The sequence below is a fragment of the Dysosmobacter sp. genome (assembly GCF_052306735.1).
GTDB lineage: Bacteria > Bacillota > Clostridia > Oscillospirales > Oscillospiraceae > Oscillibacter.
The window spans coordinates 1-21,386 of the sequence record NZ_DAWBAJ010000022.1 but is presented as its reverse complement, the minus strand read 5'-3'; the positions used below and the strand labels follow the sequence as shown (position 1 = coordinate 21,386).

Annotated in this window: 21 protein-coding genes and 1 other RNA gene; 10 read left to right on the top strand and 12 right to left on the bottom strand. The window is 60.9% G+C overall.

What is annotated here, in order from left to right; translation table 11 throughout:
- The first annotated feature begins 5 nt into the window (after positions 1–5).
- The 5 genes from ACT67G_RS07250 to ACT67G_RS07230 all read left to right on the top strand — a co-directional run bounded on the left by ACT67G_RS07250 (position 6) and on the right by ACT67G_RS07230 (position 4,778).
- Complete coding sequence (locus ACT67G_RS07250) at positions 6–407, top strand: metal-sensing transcriptional repressor (RefSeq protein ID WP_443663794.1); 402 nt, start codon at positions 6–8, stop codon at positions 405–407.
- Between the two features lie 23 nt (positions 408–430).
- Positions 431–625 carry a heavy-metal-associated domain-containing protein gene (locus ACT67G_RS07245; protein ID WP_325246509.1) on the top strand — a complete coding sequence of 65 codons (195 nt, stop codon included), beginning with the start codon at positions 431–433 and terminating at the stop codon, positions 623–625.
- 320 nt (positions 626–945) lie between these two features.
- Positions 946–1,971 carry a G5 domain-containing protein gene (locus ACT67G_RS07240; protein ID WP_325246511.1) on the top strand — a complete coding sequence of 342 codons (1,026 nt, stop codon included), beginning with the start codon at positions 946–948 and terminating at the stop codon, positions 1,969–1,971.
- A 159-nt stretch (positions 1,972–2,130) separates the two neighbouring features.
- Entirely contained in the window at positions 2,131–2,991 is an 861-nt protein-coding gene (gene rsmA / locus ACT67G_RS07235) for a 16S rRNA (adenine(1518)-N(6)/adenine(1519)-N(6))-dimethyltransferase RsmA (RefSeq protein WP_443663791.1), read from the top strand.
- Positions 2,992–3,089: 98 nt separating this feature from the next.
- Positions 3,090–4,778 (top strand): phosphoenolpyruvate carboxykinase (ATP), encoded by a 1,689-nt coding sequence (locus tag ACT67G_RS07230; RefSeq protein WP_443663789.1) that lies wholly within the window; start codon positions 3,090–3,092, stop codon positions 4,776–4,778.
- 104 nt (positions 4,779–4,882) lie between these two features.
- Here ACT67G_RS07230 and ACT67G_RS07225 read toward each other — a convergent pair whose 3' ends face one another.
- From ACT67G_RS07225 to ACT67G_RS07215, 3 genes are read right to left on the bottom strand one after another with little or no spacing between them, the layout of a single operon-like run.
- Complete coding sequence (locus ACT67G_RS07225) at positions 4,883–5,275, bottom strand: hypothetical protein (protein ID WP_326216406.1); 393 nt, start codon at positions 5,273–5,275, stop codon at positions 4,883–4,885.
- A gap of 17 nt (positions 5,276–5,292) precedes the next feature.
- The gene (locus ACT67G_RS07220; protein ID WP_443663787.1) at positions 5,293–5,730 is read right to left on the bottom strand and encodes a WapI family immunity protein; all 438 of its coding nucleotides are present in this window, start codon (positions 5,728–5,730) and stop codon (positions 5,293–5,295) included.
- A 14-nt stretch (positions 5,731–5,744) separates the two neighbouring features.
- Positions 5,745–6,773: an aldo/keto reductase gene (locus ACT67G_RS07215; RefSeq protein ID WP_443663785.1), complete on the bottom strand. Its 1,029-nt coding sequence runs from the start codon at positions 6,771–6,773 to the stop codon at positions 5,745–5,747.
- A gap of 141 nt (positions 6,774–6,914) precedes the next feature.
- On the opposite strand from ACT67G_RS07215, the gene ACT67G_RS07210 reads away from it, so the two are divergent.
- Positions 6,915–7,679 carry an XAC2610-related protein gene (locus ACT67G_RS07210; protein ID WP_443663783.1) on the top strand — a complete coding sequence of 255 codons (765 nt, stop codon included), beginning with the start codon at positions 6,915–6,917 and terminating at the stop codon, positions 7,677–7,679.
- Between the two features lie 13 nt (positions 7,680–7,692).
- Positions 7,693–8,061: a winged helix-turn-helix domain-containing protein gene (locus tag ACT67G_RS07205; RefSeq protein WP_443663781.1), complete on the top strand. Its 369-nt coding sequence runs from the start codon at positions 7,693–7,695 to the stop codon at positions 8,059–8,061.
- Positions 8,062–8,106: 45 nt separating this feature from the next.
- On the opposite strand, the gene ACT67G_RS07200 is transcribed toward ACT67G_RS07205, so the two are convergent.
- The 4 genes from ACT67G_RS07200 to xdhA form a co-directional block, all read right to left on the bottom strand.
- The gene (locus ACT67G_RS07200) at positions 8,107–8,763 is read right to left on the bottom strand and encodes a cytidylate kinase-like family protein (RefSeq protein WP_325246526.1); all 657 of its coding nucleotides are present in this window, start codon (positions 8,761–8,763) and stop codon (positions 8,107–8,109) included.
- A gap of 159 nt (positions 8,764–8,922) precedes the next feature.
- Entirely contained in the window at positions 8,923–9,426 is a 504-nt protein-coding gene (gene xdhC / locus ACT67G_RS07195) for a xanthine dehydrogenase subunit XdhC (protein WP_325246528.1), read from the bottom strand.
- The gene (gene xdhB, locus ACT67G_RS07190; RefSeq protein ID WP_443663778.1) at positions 9,426–10,307 is read right to left on the bottom strand and encodes a xanthine dehydrogenase subunit XdhB; all 882 of its coding nucleotides are present in this window, start codon (positions 10,305–10,307) and stop codon (positions 9,426–9,428) included. The genes xdhC and xdhB overlap by 1 nt, the downstream gene beginning before the upstream one ends.
- A gap of 15 nt (positions 10,308–10,322) precedes the next feature.
- Positions 10,323–12,617 (bottom strand): xanthine dehydrogenase subunit XdhA, encoded by a 2,295-nt coding sequence (xdhA, locus tag ACT67G_RS07185; protein WP_443663776.1) that lies wholly within the window; start codon positions 12,615–12,617, stop codon positions 10,323–10,325.
- A 95-nt stretch (positions 12,618–12,712) separates the two neighbouring features.
- Between xdhA and ACT67G_RS07180 the strand changes: the two genes are divergently transcribed.
- Positions 12,713–13,300, top strand: a complete 588-nt coding sequence (locus ACT67G_RS07180) for a nucleotidyltransferase family protein (protein ID WP_443663775.1) — start codon at positions 12,713–12,715, stop codon at positions 13,298–13,300.
- A 52-nt stretch (positions 13,301–13,352) separates the two neighbouring features.
- Here the strand turns inward: ACT67G_RS07180 and xdh are convergent, their stop codons facing one another.
- Positions 13,353–15,902 carry a selenium-dependent xanthine dehydrogenase gene (xdh, locus tag ACT67G_RS07175; RefSeq protein ID WP_443663773.1) on the bottom strand — a complete coding sequence of 850 codons (2,550 nt, stop codon included), beginning with the start codon at positions 15,900–15,902 and terminating at the stop codon, positions 13,353–13,355.
- Positions 15,903–16,062: 160 nt separating this feature from the next.
- Complete coding sequence (locus ACT67G_RS07170; protein WP_325247155.1) at positions 16,063–16,689, bottom strand: thiamine diphosphokinase; 627 nt, start codon at positions 16,687–16,689, stop codon at positions 16,063–16,065.
- A gap of 150 nt (positions 16,690–16,839) precedes the next feature.
- Here ACT67G_RS07170 and ACT67G_RS07165 point away from each other — a divergent pair, with 150 nt between their 5' ends.
- A complete protein-coding gene (locus tag ACT67G_RS07165) occupies positions 16,840–17,691 on the top strand; it encodes a hypothetical protein (protein WP_443663771.1) in 852 nt (283 codons plus the stop codon).
- 43 nt (positions 17,692–17,734) lie between these two features.
- Here ACT67G_RS07165 and ACT67G_RS07160 read toward each other — a convergent pair whose 3' ends face one another.
- Positions 17,735–18,562: an HAD-IIB family hydrolase gene (locus ACT67G_RS07160; protein WP_443663769.1), complete on the bottom strand. Its 828-nt coding sequence runs from the start codon at positions 18,560–18,562 to the stop codon at positions 17,735–17,737.
- A 145-nt stretch (positions 18,563–18,707) separates the two neighbouring features.
- Between ACT67G_RS07160 and ACT67G_RS07155 the strand changes: the two genes are divergently transcribed.
- The gene (locus ACT67G_RS07155; protein WP_443663768.1) at positions 18,708–20,018 is read left to right on the top strand and encodes a M18 family aminopeptidase; all 1,311 of its coding nucleotides are present in this window, start codon (positions 18,708–18,710) and stop codon (positions 20,016–20,018) included.
- A gap of 210 nt (positions 20,019–20,228) precedes the next feature.
- Here the strand turns inward: ACT67G_RS07155 and ACT67G_RS07150 are convergent, their stop codons facing one another.
- Both ACT67G_RS07150 and ssrA read right to left on the bottom strand, forming a co-directional pair.
- The gene (locus ACT67G_RS07150) at positions 20,229–20,717 is read right to left on the bottom strand and encodes a DUF6650 family protein (RefSeq protein ID WP_443663766.1); all 489 of its coding nucleotides are present in this window, start codon (positions 20,715–20,717) and stop codon (positions 20,229–20,231) included.
- 435 nt (positions 20,718–21,152) lie between these two features.
- Positions 21,153–21,386, bottom strand: a transfer-messenger RNA (tmRNA) gene (gene ssrA / locus ACT67G_RS07145); the annotation flags it as partial.

The following is a 21,386-nucleotide window of genomic DNA, read 5'->3' as shown; positions in this document are numbered from 1 at the left end:
GCTACATGATGGATCAGGAAAAGCACAATGACCGCCCCCAGGGACAGGCACTGGATCCCCAGGTCTTGACCTTGATGACGGAAAAGCTGGGGCTCTCGGAGGAAGATCTTCCTGCCGGCTGCGGCTGCACCCGCCACAAGCACCGGGAAAAAGACGAATATGACGCCTTGATCCGGCGGCTGAGCCGCATCGAAGGCCAGGTGCGCGGCGTACGGGGCATGGTGGAAAAGGACGCCTACTGCACCGACATCCTCACCCAGGTATCCGCTATCCAGTCCGCACTCAACGCCTTCTCCCGGGAACTGCTGGGCAACCACATCCGCACCTGCGTGGTGCGGGATATCCAGGACGGCAAGCTGGAGGTGGTGGACGACCTGCTCTCCACCATCCAGAAGCTGATGAAATAAAAAAGAAGAAACGAGGAATGAACATGACGACCATCTCTGTCCCTGATATGATGTGCGAAAACTGCGTCAAGCGCATCACCAATGCCCTCAATGAGGCAAAACTCACCTTTTCTGTAAGTTTGGCAGACAAGACCGTCTCCATTGACGGCTGCGAGAACTGCGTGAAAACCGCCATGGGTGAACTGGAGGATCTGGGTTTTACGCCTGAAATCCGCTGAATCCGTTGCCGCACAAGGATCCGGCGCTTCCGCAAGGAGCGCCGGATCCTTTTTTCTGCTGTTATCATTTTGTTACCGCTCTGTTTTAAATTTCCGAAAATTTCCAGGCCGTTCCTGTCCAAATCAGGCGAAAGTGGGAGACATAACACTTCCAAACCCACAAAAACTTGACAAGAGTGGGAATCAGGTGTATACTATCCCCAGTTTTTCAAATAGTAACAAAAGTTACAAGTTGTTTCCATCCTCTGATACAGCTTCTATGGGCCGACGGAGCGGTTGGAAACAGCACCGGGTGAAAAACGTTTTTTACAGGAGGCTATATGTTATACAACCTGCAAAAAAAAGTGCATGATTTCTGGAGCCGCCGCCATCTGGTGGTGCTTTCCCTGATGGCCGTGCTCTGCGCAAGCTCTGCCGCCATGACCCAGGCCGACGCCCTCTATATTCTCACCGGGGCGGAGGACTCCGCCATCGTTCTGGACGGCAGCAAGTCTGTGGAGGACTTCTCCTCCCAGCTGGTGTATCTCTCCAGCGGCAGCAAGGGCTATGACGTGACCCTTACCGCCGGGCAGTCCGTCACCATTCTCTGCAATGGAGAAACCCTGACCACCGAGTCCAAGCGGGAGACGGTTTCTTCCCTCCTTGAGCGTATGGATGTGACCCCCGGCCCCCTGGAAATGGTGGCTGTGGATCTCTCCGACGATGCCGTGACCCTGACGGTCAGCGATCAGATCACCTATTACGACGAAGTGACGGAGACGGTTTCCTATGAGACCGTTCGCCGCGCCAACCCCGACCTGCCCAAGGGCACCGAAAAAGTGGTCCAGCAGGGTAAGGACGGCGTACGCACCGCCATCTATGAGGTGGTGTGGTCTGAGGGCCAGCAGGTCTCCCGCCAGTTTGTGGAGGAGCAGGACAGCACGGCTGTCAACGAGATCGTGGAGTACGGCACCGGCGCCAAGACCGTGTCCGCCACAGACCGCATCGCCAGCGTCGCCAAGAACGCCGACGGCAGCGGCACCCTGACCTTTACCTCCGGCGCCACGCTGAATTTCTCCGGTGTGAAGTCCATGACTGCTACGGCTTACACTGCCGGCTACGGCGGAGCGGACTACTGCACCGCCACCGGCACCACCGTGCGGGTGGGCACCGTGGCTGTGGATAAGAGCGTCATCCCCCTGGGCACCCGCATGTATATCGTGGCGTCTGACGGCTCCGTCATCTACGGCATGGCCGTGGCGGAGGATACCGGCGTCAAGGGCAACAAGGTGGATCTCTACTACGACACGTACCAGCAGTGCATCAACTTCGGCCGGCGCACCTGCACCGTCTATATCCTGGAGTGAGGACTCATCCTCTCAGGGAAATCATGTATCGCTTTCTCCCCGGCACCTGGGTGCCGGGGAGTTTTTCTCTTTGCAACGCCCCGGAGAATGCCTGCTCCCTTTTCAAACGGCGTCAACTCTGGTATACTGAACATATCTACACAGAAAGGCGGCCGCAACATGAATCTTTGCGACTACAATACCATCCGGGAGCTGCTGGGCCGGCATGGCTTCCGCTTTTCCAAATCCATGGGTCAAAACTTCCTCATCGACCCTCAGGTTCCCTATGACATTGCGGCGGCCTCCGGTGCCGACGAAACCTGCGGCGTGCTGGAGATTGGCCCCGGCGTGGGGCCTCTTACGGCGGAGCTGGCCAGACGGGCAGGCAAGGTGGTGGCGGTGGAGCTGGACCGTGCCCTGCTGCCGGTGCTCGCCGAGACCATGGCCCCCTACCCCAACGTGGAGATCGTGCCGGGAGACGTTTTGAAGCTGGATCTTGCCGCCCTGGCGGCGGAGAAATTCCAGGGCCTCACCCCCATGGTCTGCGCCAACCTCCCTTACAACATCACCTCCCCGGTGCTGGAAAAGCTGGTGGAGACCCCCTGCTTCCAGTCCTTCACCGTCATGATCCAGCGGGAGGTGGCTCAGCGCCTGTGCGCCCCGGAGGGATCCTCCCAGGGCGGATCCTTTACGCTGTTCCTGCGCTATTACATGGAGCCGGAGCTGCTCTTTGACGTGCCGCCGGAGAAATTCCTGCCGCCTCCCAAGGTGACCTCCGCCGTGATCCGCTGCATCCGGCGGCCGAAGCCTGCGGTATCTGTCCCCGATGAGGTGTTCTTTTTTAAAGTGATGCGGGGCGCTTTCCTGCTGCGGCGCAAGACCCTGCCCAACTCTCTGGCCGCCGCCCTGCCCGGGTATTCCCGGGATGCCATCCAGTCCGCCATGGAGCTCTGCGGCATCCCCGCCAACGCCCGGGGAGAACAGCTAACCCTGGCCGACTTCGCCGGCCTGGCTCAGGCGCTGGCGGAGGTTAAAAAGTGAACGGCGTTTTCTCTTGTGTTTTTTTTCGTTTTTCTGTATAGTATGGATATTGAACAATCTTTGAAGTTCATGAAATTTTGACAGGAGGCGCATGCGCTATGTCCACGAAAGCCTATTACCCCAGAACCGAGATCGGGCCGGGCAAAATCGGTTTTTCCAAGACCCGCTCCATCATTGAGGTGCCCTTCTACGGCAACAATGTCGTCAAGGTCAATACCCTGCGGGAGGCCTATGAGCTGGCCAAGAACTCCCCCGGTACCGTCGTCACCGACATGCCCGTCTATCGGGGTGAGGAGTTCGGCCTGGAGCCCGACGCCAAGGTTCTCCTTTTCAACGACGGTTCCATCACCGGCCGCTACGCCCCCGCCCGGCGTATCACCGGCAAGGAGGGCGTCAACACCACCGCCCTGGATAAGATCCTCATGGACGCTGTGTACGACACCCGCTGGAAGACCATGTACCACGCCGAGGTCTATATCGGCCTGGATCCGGAGTTCATGGTCAAGGCCCATCTGCTGATCCCTGAGGGGGAGGAAAACCTCCTCTACAACTGGATGCTGAACTTCCAGTACCTCTCCGACCAGTATGTGAAGATGTACAAGAACTCCAAGCCCGTGGGCGACGGCAAGGAGCCCGACGTGTATATCTTCTCCGATCCCCAGTGGACCGGTGCTCCAGGTCAGGAGGACGTGTGCGATCCCAAGTGCCTGTGCTACTTCAACACCGATCAGAACTGCGCCGCCATTCTGGGCATGCGCTACTTCGGCGAGCATAAGAAGGGCACGCTGACCCTGGCCTGGGCCATCGCCAACCGCAACGGCTATGCCTCCTGCCACGGCGGTCAGAAGGAGTACACCCTGGACGACGGCAGCAAATTCGTGGCGGCGGTGTTCGGCCTGTCCGGCTCCGGCAAGTCCACCCTCACCCATGCCAAGCACGGCGGCAAGTATCCCGCCATCAAGGTCCTCCACGACGACGCCTTCATCATCAACACGGAGACCTGCGCCTCCATCGCCCTGGAGCCCACTTATTTCGACAAAACCTCCGACTATCCCGTGGATGCGCCGGACAACAAGTACCTGCTGACGGTGCAGAACTGCTCCGCCACCATGGATGAGGACGGCAAAATCGTCTGCGTCACCGAGGACGTCCGCAACGGCAATGGCCGGGCCATCAAGTCCAAGCTGTGGTCTCCCAACCGGGTGGATAAGATCGACTCCCCTGTCAATGCCATCTTCTGGATCATGAAGGATCCCACCATCCCGCCCATCGTACGCCTCAAGGGTGCCTCCCTGGCCTCCGTCATGGGCGCTACCCTGGCTACCAAACGCTCTTCTGCCGAGCGGCTCAAGGAAGGCGTGGATCCCAACGCCTTGGTGGTGGAGCCCTATGCCAATCCCTTCCGCACCTATCCGCTGGTGAACGACTATGAGAAGTTCAAGAAGCTGGTGGCGGAGAAAAACGTGGCCTGCTATATCATCAACACCGGCGACTTCATGGGCAAGAAGGTGCAAAAAGAGGATACGCTGGGTATCCTGGAAGCTGTTGTGGAGGGCAAGGCCCAGTTTAAGCCCTGGGGCCCCTTCGAGGATATTGAGATCCTGGAATGGGAGGGCTTTGTGCCGGATCTCACCGACAAGGACTATGTGGCCCAGCTGAAGGCCCGTATGACCGACCGGCTTAACTATGTCACCAAGCTGGATACCGCCGAGGGCGGATTCAACAAGCTCCCCGCAGACGCCGCAGACGCCATCCGCAAGGTGGTGGACGAGGCCAACAGCCTGTAACAAAAACACCCACCTTGAAAGCGATGCTTTCAGGGTGGTGAGCTGCCGACGGGCAAAAAGGACGCTGTCCCCTGACGGGGACAGCGTCCTTTTGATACCGTTCCTTATTCTTCCCGCTCCCGGGCGTCCAGCATGCGATCCAGCTCCTGGATGAGACGGGCATGGAACCAGCAGGCGTTGTAGCAGACGGCGGTCACCACATCAAAGCGGAACCATGCCACCGTACAATCCGTCCGGGCCCGGAAGGTCTCCTCCGCAGGGATCTTTTCCCGCCAGGGGCCGCTGCGGCAGACCCCAAACACGGTGCCGGGGCCGGCGCTCTCCCGGTCATTGAGGGTGCCATCCCCCTCCAGCAGAATACCGATGCGGCCTTGTGTCTCACAGCTCTCCCCAGGAGCCATGGTGCCCCGCTCCAGGTCGAAGCAGGCGCCCAGCATCTCCTCTCCCCGCTCCGGCAGCCAGGGAAAACAGGCACTGCCCGCAAGAATCAAACTCACAGTACGCGCCCCCTGCTTTACGTCCGGTCCGGATACTTCTGGCAGAGCTTGTCCATCTCGTCGATCAGGGCAGTCAGCTCCGCCTTGGTCATCCGGGCCTCCACCTCGGCGGTGTCGTTGCCGTCCATGGTATTGGGCAGGTAGAAGGACACATCCACCAGGAAGTCCTCCCCATCCGCCTGGGCGGAGAGGGCAAAGTAGGACTCCACAAAGGAAGAGTCATAGCGGTCCTTGATTCCGGCATTGAGCACCTTCAGCCCGGCAGTCATCTCCCGGAGCTCATAGGTCAAAAGGCAGCTGTTGGAGTCCTTGCGGATGTCGCCCTCCTCGTCCGTCCAGGCACAGCGCAGCACCAGCCAGTTGCGGTCGTCGGTGTCCGGCTCTCCCCCGTCGGCGGGAAACTCATAGTTCACAATGTCCAGCTTCAAACTGGCCTCGTCATTTTTAAAAAGCATGTTGGGTTCTCTCCTTACTGATCGTTATGGTGCTGGGCGTAAAACGCGTTATAGTCCAGCAGCTGCTTCTGCAGCAGGGCCGGGGTGTCCAAGCCATAGGGGCAGCGGGACTTGCAGGCGTTGCAGTGGATGCACTCCCGGATCTTTTGCATTTTGGCGTACCACTCATCACTCATATAGGGCTGGTAGGGCGACCGGCGCAGCAGGGCGCTCATACGGGCCGCCTGGGGGATGTCGATGCCGGCGGCGCAGGGCAGGCAGTACCCGCAGCTGCGGCAGAACTCCCCGGCCAGATCCTTGCGGTCCTTCTCAATGACCGCCTGGAGCTCCGGCGTCAGCTGAGGGTTGCGGCGCGTGAGGTCCAGCCACTCGTCCAGCTCCTCCTCCCGCTGGATGCCCCAGATGGGCACCACATTGTCGTATGCCTGCATGTAAGCATAGCAGGCCTCGGCATTGTTCAGAAGGCCGCCGGAGAGGCCTTTCATGGCGATAAAGCCCATGTCCGCCTCCTGGCAACGGCGCACCAGCTCCAGATCCTGCTGCGAGGCCAGGTAGCAGAAGGGGAATTGCAGGGTCTCGAAATAGCCGGAATCAATGGCAGCCTGGGCTACCTTCAGGCGGTGATTGGTGATGCCGATATGACGGATGTAGCCCTTTTGCTTAGCCTCCAACGCCGCGGCAAAGGGGCCGTCCGGATCCTCGGGATCCGGCAGCACCGCCGGGTTATGGAACTGGAAGAGATCGATGTAATCCGTTTGCAGGCTCCGCAAACTCTGCTCGATGTGGGCCTGGACGGTCTTTTTATCTCCGCCGCCGCTTTTGGTGGAGATCACTACATGCTCCCGCACATCGTGGAGGGCTGCTCCCAGCTTCTCTTCACTGTCTGTATACATATTGGCGGTATCGAAATAGTTGATGCCCGCCTCATAGGCCCGGCGCACCAGCTTCACAGCCGCCTCCTTGGAGATCCGCTGGATGGGCAGGGCGCCGAAAGACGTCTTGGTCACCATCAGCTCTGTACGGCCCAGTCTTACCTTTTCCATATCGTCTCCTCCTTGTTCCCCTGTCCGGGTGATGGGTTCCCGTTTATTCTACCACAGCCCCCGGCATTTGCAAAGACAGGATGGGCATGATATAATCGGCCTGCAAACATTTTCCCATGGTGAAAAAGGAGGGATCGGCCTGTGAAACGAAACCTGACAGCACTGGCCCTGGCAACAGTCCTGCTGCTGTCCGGATGCGGCGGGAACGATTCCGGAAAGACGCAGACAGCTTCCCAGCCGACACAGGAAGCCGCCCCGGAAAACACTGCGCCGTCCGACACCCCTGTTCAGGTGCCGGAAAAGAGCGCGGAACCGGACAAAACGGAAGATCACGTTCTCTCCTCCCTGGAGGCCAGTGTGGACGGCGGACGGGTGCTGACACTGTGCGCCATAGGCAAGCAGAGGGCCGACATGGATCAGTGGGGTGTCCGGGAGGTCCGGGTATATGAGGGGGACACCCTGCTCCAGACGATTTCCGTCCAGGAAGCCATTGATGCGGACGGCGTGGACGGCATCGACACCGGCTACACCCAGTGCTGGTCTGCGGAAGAGGCGATGTCCGTGGAGGATCTGAACTTCGACGGCAGCGGCGATCTGGATCTCTTCGGCTGGATCCCTGCCAGCAACACCGTCCCCCACTACTACTGGCTCTGGGACAGCGGCAGCAACTCTTACCGTTACGCACTGTGTCTCCAGGGTGCCTCCGTGGATGCCCAGGCACAGGAGGTCGTATCCCAATACCATTACGAAAACGGTGTGGATTACACCGACTATTACGCGCCGGACGACAGCGGAAATCTGGTGCTGGTGCGCCGGGAAATCGCCGACTGGACCCAGGGCGATGGCCAAGCGCCGCTGGTGACGGTCTACACCGTGAAAAACGGCCAGCTGACGCTGGCCCAGTAAAGGAGGAGCAGGCATGGACAAGGATCTGCATTTGAAGCTGACGGTACGGCTCTACACCGACGACAATCAGCGCTGCTTCGGCCCGGGTATCGCCACGCTTCTCCACCGGGTGGAGGAGCACCACTCCCTGCGGGCGGCGGCGGCCTCCATGGGGATGGCCTACTCTAAGGCCTGGCGGATCATCCGCACCGCTGAGGGTGTCTTCGGCTGCAAGCTTCTCGCCTCCACCATCGGCGGCCAGCACGGGGGCGGCGCCGTGCTGACCGAGCAGGCCCAGCGGCTGCTGGGAGCCTACGACGCGTACTGTGCAGACGTACAATCCTACAGCCAGAGCCGCTTTGAAGCGGCCTTCGGGTTTTACCGGGATCTGGAAAAGGAATAAAAAAAGGAAGCGGATCGCGATGCGATCCGCTTCCTTTTTCATGCGTTACTTGCCGGACTGGGTGGGATCTTCCTCGGTGGGGCTGGGCACAGGATGCTCCTTGTGCTCCACCATGGCACGGATCAGCTCCACCGTGCCGCCCAGGCCCAGATAGCTGGAGTCCATGCAGAAATCATAGCTCTCCACGGCGCCCCACTTCTGGGAGGAGTAATACTCATAGTAAGACGCACGGCGCTTGTCGGTCTTGATGATGATTTGACGGGCCTTTTCCGGCGTGACGTTCTGCCGCTTGGCTACCCGGGCGATGCGCACGTCCATGGGGGCGTGAATGAAAATGCTCAGGTGGTTGGGGTTATCCGCCAGGGCATAGTCCGCACAGCGGCCGATGATGACGCAGGGGCCCTGATCGGCAATGTGGCGGATGGTATCAAAGGTAGCCAGGTACACCTGCTGCTCCAGAGAGTCCCCGGCGCCGGTGCCGGGCAGAGCAAACATATAGGAGTCCATGGCGATGGAGTACAGCAGGCTCTTGGGACGCTCGTCAAAATTTTCAAAAATCTTCTCGCACAGGCCGCTCTTCTTCGCTGCTTCCTGGAGAAGTTCTTTATCATAAAACGGGATGCCCAGCTCCTTGGCCACGCGGATGCCGACTTCCTTGCCGCCGCTGCCAAACTGCCGACCGATGGTAATGATGGTCTTCATAGAAATCCCTCCTTTGGTATTTTTATTATACCTCGTTTTTTCATCAGCGTCAAATAAAACCACGCCTCCCGGTATCGGAAATCGGGTTTGTTATGCACCTATTTTCTGGTAAAAAACACGGGCCCGCGCCGTTTGGCGCAGGCCCGCAGGGTGACTTTCTTATTCCGCCCAGGTCTTGCCCAGACGGCGGTACATGGTCTTTTTCACAGCCCGCAGGATATTTTCATACCCGGTGCAGCGGCAAAGGTGGCCGGAGAGGAGCTTGCGCAGCTCCGCATCGGTGTACTCCTTCCCGCTCTCCAGGATCTCCCAGGCGGTGAGGATGAAGCCCGGCGTGCAGAAGCCGCACTGGATGGCCGCCTCCTCCACAAAAGCCTGCTGGATATCGCTGAGCTCGCCGTTGGGGCCCAGGAGCCCCTCCAGGGTGGTGATGTGCTTGCCCTCCGCCCAGACGGCCAGGTAAATGCAGGAGTTGAAGGCCTCCCCATCGATGATGACGGTACAGGCGCCGCACTCGCCTACCTCACAACCCTTTTTCACGCTGGTCATGCGGTAGTCGTTGCGCAGCATATCCGTCAGACTGGCCCGGACATCCACCGTCCGCTCCGTGGCCTTGCCGTTGAGGGTGAAATGGACCGTCTGATACTGCATCTCATGTGCCATTAGAGCTCACCTCCCGCCAGTTTCACCGCTTCGATAAAGGCCCGTTTGGCGCTCTCCACCGCGATGTGCATCCGGAAATCCTTTGCAGCACGCCAAGAGTCCCGGGGATTGATGTCTTCTTTCACTGCCTGGGCAAAACGCTCCGCCAGGTCCATGGAGACGATCTGGCCGGCTGCCAGCGCCTCTGCCGTGGCTGCCCGCAGGGGCACGGGGCCCGCTACGCCAAAGGCCACTCTGGCCCGCTCCACCGTCTTTTTATCGGCGGAGAGTCGGACGTTGACGGACGTGCCCAGGGTGGCGATGTCCATGGCATTGCGCATGGCATATTTAATATAGTGTCCAAAAGTATCAAGATAGCTGTCTTTTGGAATGAGAATGGCGGTCTGGATCTCCCCGTCCCGGATATCCACCTTGCCGGCCTTGATGTAGAAGTCGTGGATGGGCTGGCGGCGGATGCCCTCAGGGCCCGTCAGCTCCACAATGGCGTCATAGGCGTGGAGAGTGGATGCAGAGTCGGCGGAGGTGACACCGTTGCAGGTATTGCCGCCGATGGTGCCGATGTTGCGGATCTGGGGGCCGCCCACCTGGTCCACCGCTTCTCCCAGGACATTGATGTACTGCTGAATCAGAGGATCCCGGGTGATGTGGGAGAAGCTGGTGAGGGATCCGATGCGAAGGGTGCCATCCTCCTCCATCTTCACGCCCCGGAGCTCTTCCAGTCCGTAAATGGAGATCAGCTCCTTGCCAGCCCGTTTGCCCTCCCGCATCTGCACCAGCACGTCGGATCCGCCGGCGATGATCTGGGCCTCGGGATGGGCCAGGCGGAGGGCCACGGCGTCGGCCACACTGGCAGCCTGATACAATGCTTTCATATCATACATAGGTGGTTCCCTCCTTTATTCCTCGATGAGCCCCGCCTCTTTGAACTTGCGGTAGAGGACGTGAGGCGTGATGGGGCAGGCGTCAAAGGCGACGCCGGTGGCGTTCAAAATGGCGTTGCGGATGGCAGGGGCAGGAGAACAGGCCGGGGGCTCGCCCAGGGCTTTGGTGCCGTAAGGCGAAGTGGGCTCCGCATTCTCCACAAAAGCCGCCTGCAGCGCGGGATGGTCCATAAAGGTGGAGAGCTTGTAGTCCAGGAGGTTGTTGTTCAGGGGCTTGCCGGTCTTTTCGTCGAACTTCAGCTCCTCGGAAAGGCCGTAGCCGATACCCATGGACATGCCGCCGTGTACCTGGGCCTCCGCCAGAGCGGGGTTGATGAGGGTGCCGCAGTCGTGGACGTTGACGATGTTCAAAAGCGTTACCTTGCACATGGGGATATCCACTTCCACCTCGGCAAAGGAGCAGCCGAAGGAGTAGGCGTTGGACTTGATCTGGGCCGTGGTCTCGGCGGTGATGTGCTGGCTGTGCTCCAGGGAGTAGAGGCTCTCGGTGGCCAGATCCCCCAGGGACTTGAGCACCCGGCCGTCGCTCTTGCGGATGATCTGGCCGTCCACCAGGTCCAGGTTGGAAACCGGCATCCGGGTCTGCTCGTGGGCGATGTCCAGGATCCGCTCCCGCAGGGCCTTGGCCGTCTGGATGATGGAGAAGCCGCCGATGTAGGTCTGGCGGGAGGCGTAGGCGCCGGTGCCGTAGGGCGTCACGTCGGTATCCTGGGAGGAGACCACGTGGACATCGGAGAGGGGCACGCCCACCGCATCCGCCACCATCTGGGAATAGGCGGTGTCGCAGCCCTGGCCGATCTCCGTCTCACCGGTCTGGAACTGGAGGGAGCCGTCCTGATTGACCACCATGCGGCAGGAGGAGGACTCCAGAGAGATGGGCCACACGGCGGTATTGTACCAGAACACCGCCATGCCCACACCACGGCGGATGGGACCGGTCTGGTTCTTGTAGAGCTCGTACTTGCGGCGGTAGTCCAGCAGCTCCATGCCCTTGTCCAGGCACTGGTTGAAGGTGTCGCTGTAAAGCTCGTTCTTGGAGAAGGGATCCGTATACCCCACAGGCATCAGATTCTTACGGCGGAAGGCCTCCGGCTCCATGCCGATTGCCTTGCAGATATCATCGATGTGGCACTCTCCGGCAAACATGGCCTGAGGGATGCCGTAGCCCCGCATGGCGCCCGCGGAGGGCCGGTTGGTGAATACCGTCCAGCAGTCACACTCCAGATTGTCGCAGGGGTAGAGCTGGGGGAAGGCGCCCATGCCCTTGGCCACGATGCCGTGGCCGTGGGAGGCGTAGGCTCCCTGGTTGGAGAAAGCCTCGAACTTCCGGGCAACCAATGTGCCGTCCTTGCGGACATAGGAGATGATATGGGTGCGGATGGCGTGGCGGACGCGGTTGGAGACAAAGGTCTCCTCCCGGGTGCACTCCAGCTTCACCAGACGGCCGCCCACCTGGGTGGAAAGCCAGGCGCACAGCGGCTCGTACAGCGCGTCCTGCTTGTTGCCGAAGCCGCCGCCGATGTAGGGCTTGATGATGCGGACCTTGCCCCAGGGGATCCCCAGCGCCTGGCCCACCACCCGGCGGACGATGTGGGGGATCTGGGTGGAAGTCACCACCACCACCCGGCCTGCCTCCATATAGGCGAAGCAGCCGTGGTTTTCAATGTGGCAGTGCTGCACCGTGGGGGTGTCGTACCAGCCCTCCACCTTGATGAGGCCCGGCTCCTGGCGGGCGGTCTCGTAGTCGCCCCGGCGGATGTCGGTATGGGCCAGGATGTTGTTTTGGTACTTCTCGTGGAGCTGGGGAGCGCCGTCGGCCATGGCCTCCTGCACGTCCAGCACAAAGGGCAGCTCCTCGTACTCCACTTTCAGGGCCCGTACGCCCTGCATGGCGGCCACCTCATCCTCAGCAATGACCGCCGCCACCTCGTCGCCATAGTAGCGGACATGGCGGTTCATCAGCAGGCGGTCCGCCACATCCTGATGGGCGGGATCTGTGGACCAGGGATGGCCTGCCGTGGGGAAGGGGATATCCGGCACATCGAAGCAGGTGAGGACTTTCACCACGCCGGGAATGGCCTCCGCCGCGGAAGTGTCGATGGACTTGACATAGCCGTGGGCGATGGTGGAATGGCAGATCTTGGCCACCAGGGCGCTGCGGTCACAAAGGTCGTCCGTATACTTGGCACGGCCTGTGGCCTTCTCATAGGCATCTACCCGGATGACACTCTTGCCGACGCTTTTGCTCATGAGGCAAGCCTCCTTCTTTCTTTCTAAACTTCCGCTCCCGGCCGTTGACTGGAACGGCGGGATGCGGATATACTAAACGATATGAGGTGATGCACATGGAACACACGCCGAAGCTGGGCTGCGTCCTCATGGCTGCCGGAAATGCCCGGCGGTTTGGGGAAAACAAGCTCTCCGCACCCCTGGACGGCCGGAGCCTGATCCTGCGGGCCCTGGAGGCGGTACCCTCCGAAAAATTTGAAACGGTGGTGGTGGTGACCCAGTACCCGGAGATCATGCGCCTTGCCGGGGAATTCCACTTTGCCGCCATCCACAACGACGCCCCGGAAGAGGGCATCAGCCGCACCATTGCCCTGGGGCTCACAGCCCTGCGGGACTGCGACGCCGTCCTCTTTCAGGTCAGCGACCAGCCCCTGCTGCGCCGGGAGAGCATCGCCCATCTGGTGGACTGCTGGCGGCACCAGCCGGACAAGCTGGCGGCCCTGAGTCACGGCGGCGTCCGGGGCAATCCCTGCATCTTCCCCGCCCGGTTTTTCCCGGAGCTTTTGGAGCTGCAGGGGGATCACGGCGGCAACACCGTCATCCGCCGCCACGAGGAAGAACTCCTCTTAGTGGAAGCACCCGAGGCGGAGCTCACCGACGTGGATACGCCGGAGGCCCTGCGGGCCCTGATGCACACGGAATAAGTAAGGAATGATTTCCCTGGGAGAGCGGACCTCCGCTCCCCCAGGGATCATGTTATTTGCGGCTGTAGGGCGTTCCCTCCAGCGGGAGGCTGGTGCGGAACTTGCCGTCGTAGCGGTAATAGGCGTCCGCGATGGCAGGTGCCGTGGGGATGGAGGTGATCTCACCGATGCCGATGGCACCGCAGGCCACGTTCAGTCCCTCTTTCTCCACCACGATGGGGGTGATCTCCGGGATCTGGTTGGCCCGGAAGAGACCCAGGGTACCGTACTTGGCGGTGGGCTTGCAGTCCTGGAGGGGGTAGCGCTCCGTCAGGGCAAAGCCCATGGACATGACCACGCCGCCCTCGATCTGCCCCTCGATGGACAGGGGGTTCACCGCCTTGCCCACGTCATGGGCCGCTACCATCTGCTTGATGCGGCCGTCCTCGTCCAGGATGCACACCTGGGTGGCGTAGCCGTAGGCGATGTGGCTCACCGGATTGGGCACCGGAGCGCCCAGGGGATCCGTCTTGCCCAGGTACTCGGCGTAGAACTCCTGACCATTCAGGGCATCCAGGCCCCCCTCCGCCATGGCGGCTTTCAGGTCCTGGCAGGCCCGGCGGCAGGCTTCGCCGGTAAAGAGGGTCTGGCGGGAGCCGGAGGTGGTGCCGGAGTCCGGTGCACAATAGGTATTGGACCGCTCGTAGACGATGTGGTCCGGGTCAATGCCCGTCTGGTCAAAGACCATCTGGGTGAGGACGGTGCCCAGGCCCTGGCCGATGCAGGAGGCACCGGCAAAGATATGGACCTTGCCGTCCTCTACCGCCAGGCGGACCCGCCCGGTATCGGGGATGCCCACGCCCACGCCGGCGTTCTTCATGGCGCAGGCCAGGCCCACATACTTGTTGGCATCCACATAGGACTTCACAGCCTCCAGCGTCTCCACCAGGCCGGTGGAATTGTCCACGATCTGGCCGTTGGGCAGCTCCTGCCCGGGACGAATGGCGTTGCGGTAGCGGATCTCCCAGGGGGTGATGCCCACGATATCCGCCATCTGGTTCAGGAGGCTTTCAATGCAGAAGCAGGTCTGGGTGACGCCGAAACCCCGGAAGGCACCGGCGGGGGGATTGTTGGTGTAATAAGCCCAGCCGTCGATCTCGAAATTCTGGTAGTTATAGGGTCCCGCGGCGTGGGTGCAGGCACGCTCCAGCACAGGGCCGCCCAAAGAGGCGTAAGCGCCGGTGTCGGCGATGACCTCCGCCGCCACGCCCTGGATGATGCCGTTTTCGTCACAGCCGATGGAGAACTCCATCTCCATGGGGTGGCGCTTGGGATGGATCAAAATGCTCTCCGCCCGGGTGAGCTTCACCTTGACCGGGCGCTTGGCAAGGTATGCCACCAGCGCCGCGTGGTGCTGGACGGTCACATCCTCCTTGCCGCCGAAGCCGCCGCCCACCAGACAGTTGCGCACCTTCACCAGTTCCGCCGGAAGCCCCAACATCCCCATGATCTCATGCTGGGTATCGTAGGCACCCTGGTCCGTGGAGAGGACCATGACGCCGTCCCCGTCGGGATAGGCCACAGCACACTCCGGCTCCAAAAAGGCGTGCTCCGTCCAGGGCGTGGAGAAATGCTGGGTCAAAACATGCTTGGACTTGGCGATGGCCTCCGCCGGGTTGCCCCGCTGGATGTGCTTGTGAGCCAGGAGGTTCCCCTCCCGGTGTACCAGAGGTGCGTCCGGCAGCATGGCCTCCCGGGGACTGCGGACCATGGGCAGCTCCTCATAGTCCACCTTCACCAGGGCCTTGGCCTGGGCCAGGATCTCCGGGGTTTCCGCCGCCACGATGCAGATGGCGTCACCCAAGTAATGGGTGATGTCCCCCACGGCGATCATGGTGTCCCAGTCCTTTTTCAGGTGGCCCACCTTGTTCTGCCCCGGAATATCCTCCGTGGTGTAGACCCCCACCACGCCGGGCAGGGCCCGGGCTTCCTCTGCGTGGATGGCCAGCACCCGAGCACGGGGATAGGCACTGCGGACGGCGCTGGCATAGATCATGCCGTCCAGGTACACATCATCGGGATAAATACCGGTGCCGGTGACCTTTTCCTTTACGTCCACTCTCGGTACCCGCTGACCCAGGGACCAGTCCTTGGGGGCCTCCGGGACCTGTCCGGCCCGGAAGAGCTCCGCCGAGAGCAAAATGGCGTCGATGATCTTCACATACCCGGTGCAGCGGCAGATGTTGTTGCGGATGGCAAAGGCCGCCTCCTCCCGGGTGGGATTGGGGTTCTGGTCCAGCAGGCCCTTGGCACACATCACCATGCCCGGGATGCAGAAGCCGCACTGCACAGCGCCTGCGTGGCCGAAGGCATAGGTATAAACATCCTTTTCAAAGTCGCTGAGGCCCTCCACCGTTACCACGGTCTTTCCCTCCAGCTTGTCGGTCTGGGGGATGCAGGCCCGGGTGGGCTTGCCGTCGATGAGGACCGTACAGGTGCCGCAGGCACCCTCGCTGCAGCCGTCCTTCACGCTGGTCAGGTGCAGGGTGTCCCGCAGGAAACGCAGCAGCTTCTGATTTCGTTCGACCGTCACACTGCGGCCGTTTACGGTGAATGTCGCCATGGCATACTACCTCCAAAAACTGCCGTGCCCGTACCGGTCCCACGGTCTGAATTCCAAAGCGCCGGAAAGGTCAACCTTTCCTTTGCTTATTATACAATAAAACCGCACCCGCCGCAACCTGCGGTTGTGGATTTCGCTATTCTAATTAAAAGATAGCGTTTTACAGGGGCGGCAGCTGCCAGCCTACCGCCAGAGCCCCCCGGTTCACCCGGATCCGGGCCGTATCTTCCAGGATGTGGTTGCTGACCCCCAGAGGGAATTCCGCCGTCAGCACGGCATCGGTCAGCGGGTACTGGACACCGGACTCGTAAACCCCCTCGGCCCGGTCTCCCAGGCAGAAAACCGACAAAAGGCCCCACTCCACCGTCTTTTCCACGGTGAGGGACTCATTTTCCAGAGCGGTCCAGACAAATTCGTCGTCATACAGGTACCCACGGGCTCCCCGGCGGCGCAGGTACAGCAGCGTCTGGAGATTGGCCAGGGTGTGATCCAGGCGCTTGCCGCCGGTGCCGCCGTAGAGGTAAAAGTCCGTACAGCCACGCTCCAGTCCCAGCTTCACCGCCGCCAGGGTGTCCGTATCGTCCTTCTCCACCGGAAGCCGAACGATCCGGTCCCCTGCCTTTGGAGCCTCCATGGAGTCAAAATCCCCCAGGATCACATCCGGCACCACGCCTGCCGTCTGACAGACGCGGTACCCCGCGTCGGCGGCGATCACCAGATCTCCGGGCACCGGCCGCTCCCGCAGGCCGAAAAAAGTTCCGGCAGCAAAAATAAAACAGCGCTTCATACTCTCACTCCTCCATGGGGCGCAGATCATTTCCTGACGCCATCATACCACATTCCCGCGGGCCTGACAAACACAAAGCTGCCCGGTATCAGTCAGGCCCCGGCAGGGCATCCTCTTAGCAGGAAATCTTTCCGGAGAGGAGCGCTTTTTTTGTATAACAAATTTTCGGGATGGTACTTCAAGTGCCAGTCCGACCAACACAGCCTGGCCCTGATCCCGGCAGTCCACGCCGCAGGAAATCAGGTCACAGGCTCCGTCCAGCTCATCACACCCCAGGGGGCCTGGTGCGTTCCCTATCCCCCCTCCCGGGTCCACGGCCGGGGGCCGGGGCCCCGCATGGCCCTGGGAGAGAGCCTGTTCTCTCCCAGGGGCATCCGTCTGCGGCTTCGGGATGAGGGGCTGGAGGCGGAGGGAGAACTGACCTTCGGCCCTCTCTCCCCCATCGGCGGAGACATCATGGGGCCATTCCGGTTTGTCCCCTTTCTGGAGTGCCGCCACATCCTCTCCAGCATGGAGCACACCGTGGAAGGCAGCATCTCCGTCAATGGCACCGCCTACGACTTTCACCAGGGCCGGGGCTATCTGGAGGGGGACCGGGGACGCTCCTTCCCCCGTCACTACCTCTGGACGCAGTGTTTCTTTCCCGGCGGAGCGCTGATGCTCTGTGTTGCGGAAATCCCCCTGGGCAGCGTGCGCTTCACCGGCGTGATCGGCGTGGTGCAGATCCAAGGGCAGCAGTACCGGCTGGGAACCTATCTGGGAGCCCGGGCAGAGGAGGTCGGATGCGGAGCCGTCACCGTGCGCCAGCGGGAGCTGGTGCTGACAGCCCGGCTGATCCAGCACCGGGCCGTGCCCCTGGCAGCTCCGGTGTGCGGCGCTATGGAACGCACCGTCCGGGAAGGGCTCTCCTGCCGGGCGGCCTACCGCTGTACCCTGGGGGGACGGCCCCTGTTTGACCTGGAGTGCGACAGCGCCTCCTTTGAGTATGAATACCCCTACTGACAAGGAACAAGCCGGAGGGGGACGCCCTCCGGCTTGTTGTAAATTACAGGTGCAAAATCTCCCGGATCCCCCAGGCCACGCCGTTTTCCCGGTGGTCCCGGGTGACGGCGTCCGCCGCCGCCAGGCAGGCGGGGGTGGCGTTGGCCACGGCAATGCCGCAGCCCGCCCAGGTCAAAAGATCCACGTCATTGTCCCCATCTCCGAAAGCCGCTACCGCACCGGCAGGGATTCCCAGCCGCTCCGCTACGAACCGGACGCCGGAGTGCTTGCCGCCGTCCCGGTGGGAGAGTTCAATGAGGCCGGGAACGGAGGAGGTGATGTACAGATCCGGTACGTCCCGTCTCAGGGTAGTCCGAAGGCGCTGTTCCAGCGCGCTGTCCCCCGTCACCAGGTCCAGGCTGTCCAGCTCCCCCAGGTTCTCCCGGATCAGGGTACGGATATCCTCCGCCGGGCGGCGGGTACCCTGAATATAGGCAATGGCCTGGGGCGTGGCACCGTAGCGCACCGGGTCACGGACATAGTCCGCCGCCGCCCAGGCCTCTCCCCGGATAAAGATCTCCAGGGCCACAGGCTCATTTTTCGTCAGATCCAGAATGACCTCCACGGAGCGGGGCGTCATAGTGAGGCGGTAGATGCACGTCCCGGTGGTCAGCTGCCACACCGCCGCGCCGTTGGAGGTGACAGCATACTCGATCCCAGGTACAGCCAGCACATCCGCCGGCAAGCTTCCCAGGGGCCGGCCGCTGGCGATGACCACATGGACGCCCCGGGCCATGGCTGCCTCCAGGGCCCGGCGGTTTTCCTCCGGCAGGCGTCCGTGCTCGTCCAGAGTCGTGCGATCCAAGTCCAAGGCAATGCAGCGAATGTCCATAGATACCTCCTTGCGCCGTCCGCGCAGTTCTTTTTTGGATATTTTAGCACACAGGCGTCCCTTCTTTCAATGGCCCGTGCTTTACACCGCCGGAGGATGTGGTATACTGATGGGCGAAAAACACCCGATTACAGGAGGTACCACCATGCAGGATCAAACCCTTGCCCGGCAGCTGCTGGACTTTCTCCAGGAGAGCCCCAGCTGCTACCACGCCGTGGATGCCCTGTCCCGCACGCTTCGGGAGGCGGGCTACACGTTTTTGCCGGAGGCCCGGCCCTGGGCCCTTGCCCCCGGAGGGAAATACTTTACCGTGCGGGGAGACTCCTCCCTGATCGCCTTCCGGCTGCCTGCCGGAAGGCCCCGGGGATTCCTCATCGCCGCAGGGCACAGCGACTCCCCCACCTTGAAGCTGCGGGAAAACGCAGAGCTGCCCTCCCCCGGCGGTGCCATGCGGCTGAGTGTGGAGCCCTACGGCGGCGGCATCTGGCGGTCCTGGATGGACCGTCCCCTCTCCGTGGCAGGGCGCATCACCGTGGAGGCGGAGGGCCGCATTGAGACCCGGCTGGTACAGGTAGACCGGGATCTTCTGGTGATCCCCAGCGTGGCCATCCACATGAACCGGGAAGTCAACAAGGGCACCGCCCTGGATCCTGCCGTGGATCTTCCGCCCCTGCTGGGAGTGGGAACGGAAGCCGGGAGCTTCCGCGCCCTCATCGCCCGGGAGGCGGGTGTGGCGGAGGAGGCCATCCTCACCACGGAACTGTTCCTCTACCCCCGGACGCCCGGAACGCTGCTGGGGATTCAGGAGGAGCTCATCGCCGCTCCCCGGCTGGACGATCTCCAGTGCGTCTTTGCCTGCACCCGGGGATTCCTGGCAGCCGGGGAAAGCGAGAGCGTGCCGGTTCTGTGCGTCTTCAACAATGAAGAAGTGGGCAGCAGCACCCGCCAGGGGGCGGACTCTACCTTCCTGACGGACATCCTGGCCCGCATTGGAGAGGGAGCGGGGCTCTCCGGGGAGGATTACCGGGCGGCTATCGCCTCCAGTTTCCTGGTCTCTGCCGACAACGCCCACGCCGTCCATCCCGCCCACGGGGAGTACGCCGACAAGAACGAGTTCCCGGTGCTGGGCGGCGGCATTGTCCTCAAGTACAACGCCAATCAGCGCTACACCACCGACGCCCTCTCCGCCGCCGTCTTCCGGCGGGTATGCCGCATGGCGGAGGTGCCGGTACAGCTTTACAGCAACCGGGCGGATCTGCCGGGCGGATCCACGCTGGGCAATATCTCCAGTGCACACCTGTCCGTCCCTTCCGTGGATATCGGCCTTCCCCAGCTGGCCATGCACGCTTCCTGGGAGGTGGCCAGCGTGGCCGACACGGGGGCTCTTATGCGGGCCATGGAAGTCTACTTTAGCCGCACCCTTCAGGTTCTGCCTGACGGCAGCATGCAACTTTGAGCATGTTTTCCAAGAGAGAGGAAACGGCCGCGCTTGGCAGCGCGGCCGTTTTTTGTCAGGGAACCGCAGCCAAACTGCTCTGGAGAAGATGCCCCCAATCAAAAAGGGAGGTGCAATCATGCATCTCCCTTTTCTAAGCAAATCCTGCCGTTCCGAAATAATTGCGCATTTGCCCCCTATAATACCCGGATCTTTGCTCTCTCCGCTTCATCAAACCTTAACACTCTTATTAAGTATACGCCATATATCAAAGGATGACTCTTGCGGAACCACGTCTTTTAAAAGCGGCTCCATTGTATGGGCAATTTTTTCTTTCAGTTGTTTTACTATGCTTTGAAATCTCTGCTGCTGATTTGATTTGTCGATCATCACGGGAGGGTCGCGCACCGGTGCAACATCATTTAAGAAATCATTAAGCGCATGTATAACCTCATGAATTGCTAATAACACAGAAGGCGAAACTTTATGAGAACTTAGTATAAAAGGAATCACGGCTTTCAGTTCCGACGCAGATCGAGTACAATACTCAACATCCAATTCAAATGGTAAGCTACAATTTACCCTGGACCACGGCATGGTTAATAAACGTTTTGACTCTAAAAGAACAGCAATGTACATAATAGCAGAACTGGAATCATCATCCGTATATTCCCAGCTTGCACCCCCCACAGGTGTTGATATTCCAGTTATTCTCGCCATACATATATCACCTCATTCCATATTGAAACACGTCTGAAAAAAAATTCAATTACAAAAATTAGCCCAAGAGTCAAGGCGCTGGCATACCTTGACCCTCGGGCTTTTATTTTGACACCACAGCCACATTTTTGCAGCAAAGCCGCCTTTGAAAAAGCACGTGTTCGTATAATGTCCATCTGGTGCAGGCGAACTCTTTTGATGGCACGCTCAAGTCCGCCCCTAAGGCCAAATCGCGGTCCAGCGCCTGCGCAGCCGGTGGTGGCTTTGCCGCCTTACCGATGCGGCGTACCCCACAAGCGTTTTGGACTGAAGGCCCAAACCTTGGCGCAGGGCGGATTGATTCCGCCCGAGCAATTTAATTACCGAAGGGTGGAGCCGCCCTCCGGGCGGCGGAACCCAAAAAGAAAGACACGACATATGTCGTGTCTTTCTTTTTGGTGGAGGTGGGGGGAGTTGAACCCCCGTCCGAAAGCACTTTAACGGGACTTTCTCCGGGCGCAGACGGTTATTGCGGGAGTCTTTCTCCCTGTTCCCCTTCCATCCGGCAAGCCGTCACGCCGGATGGTCGGGTGAGAGTCATCATGCGTGGGCGGGGCAACTCTTACCCGCCGCACGGACGCCACATCAACGACGCCTTCCCCGGCCTGTGGCCTCTCCGGTTCAGACGGC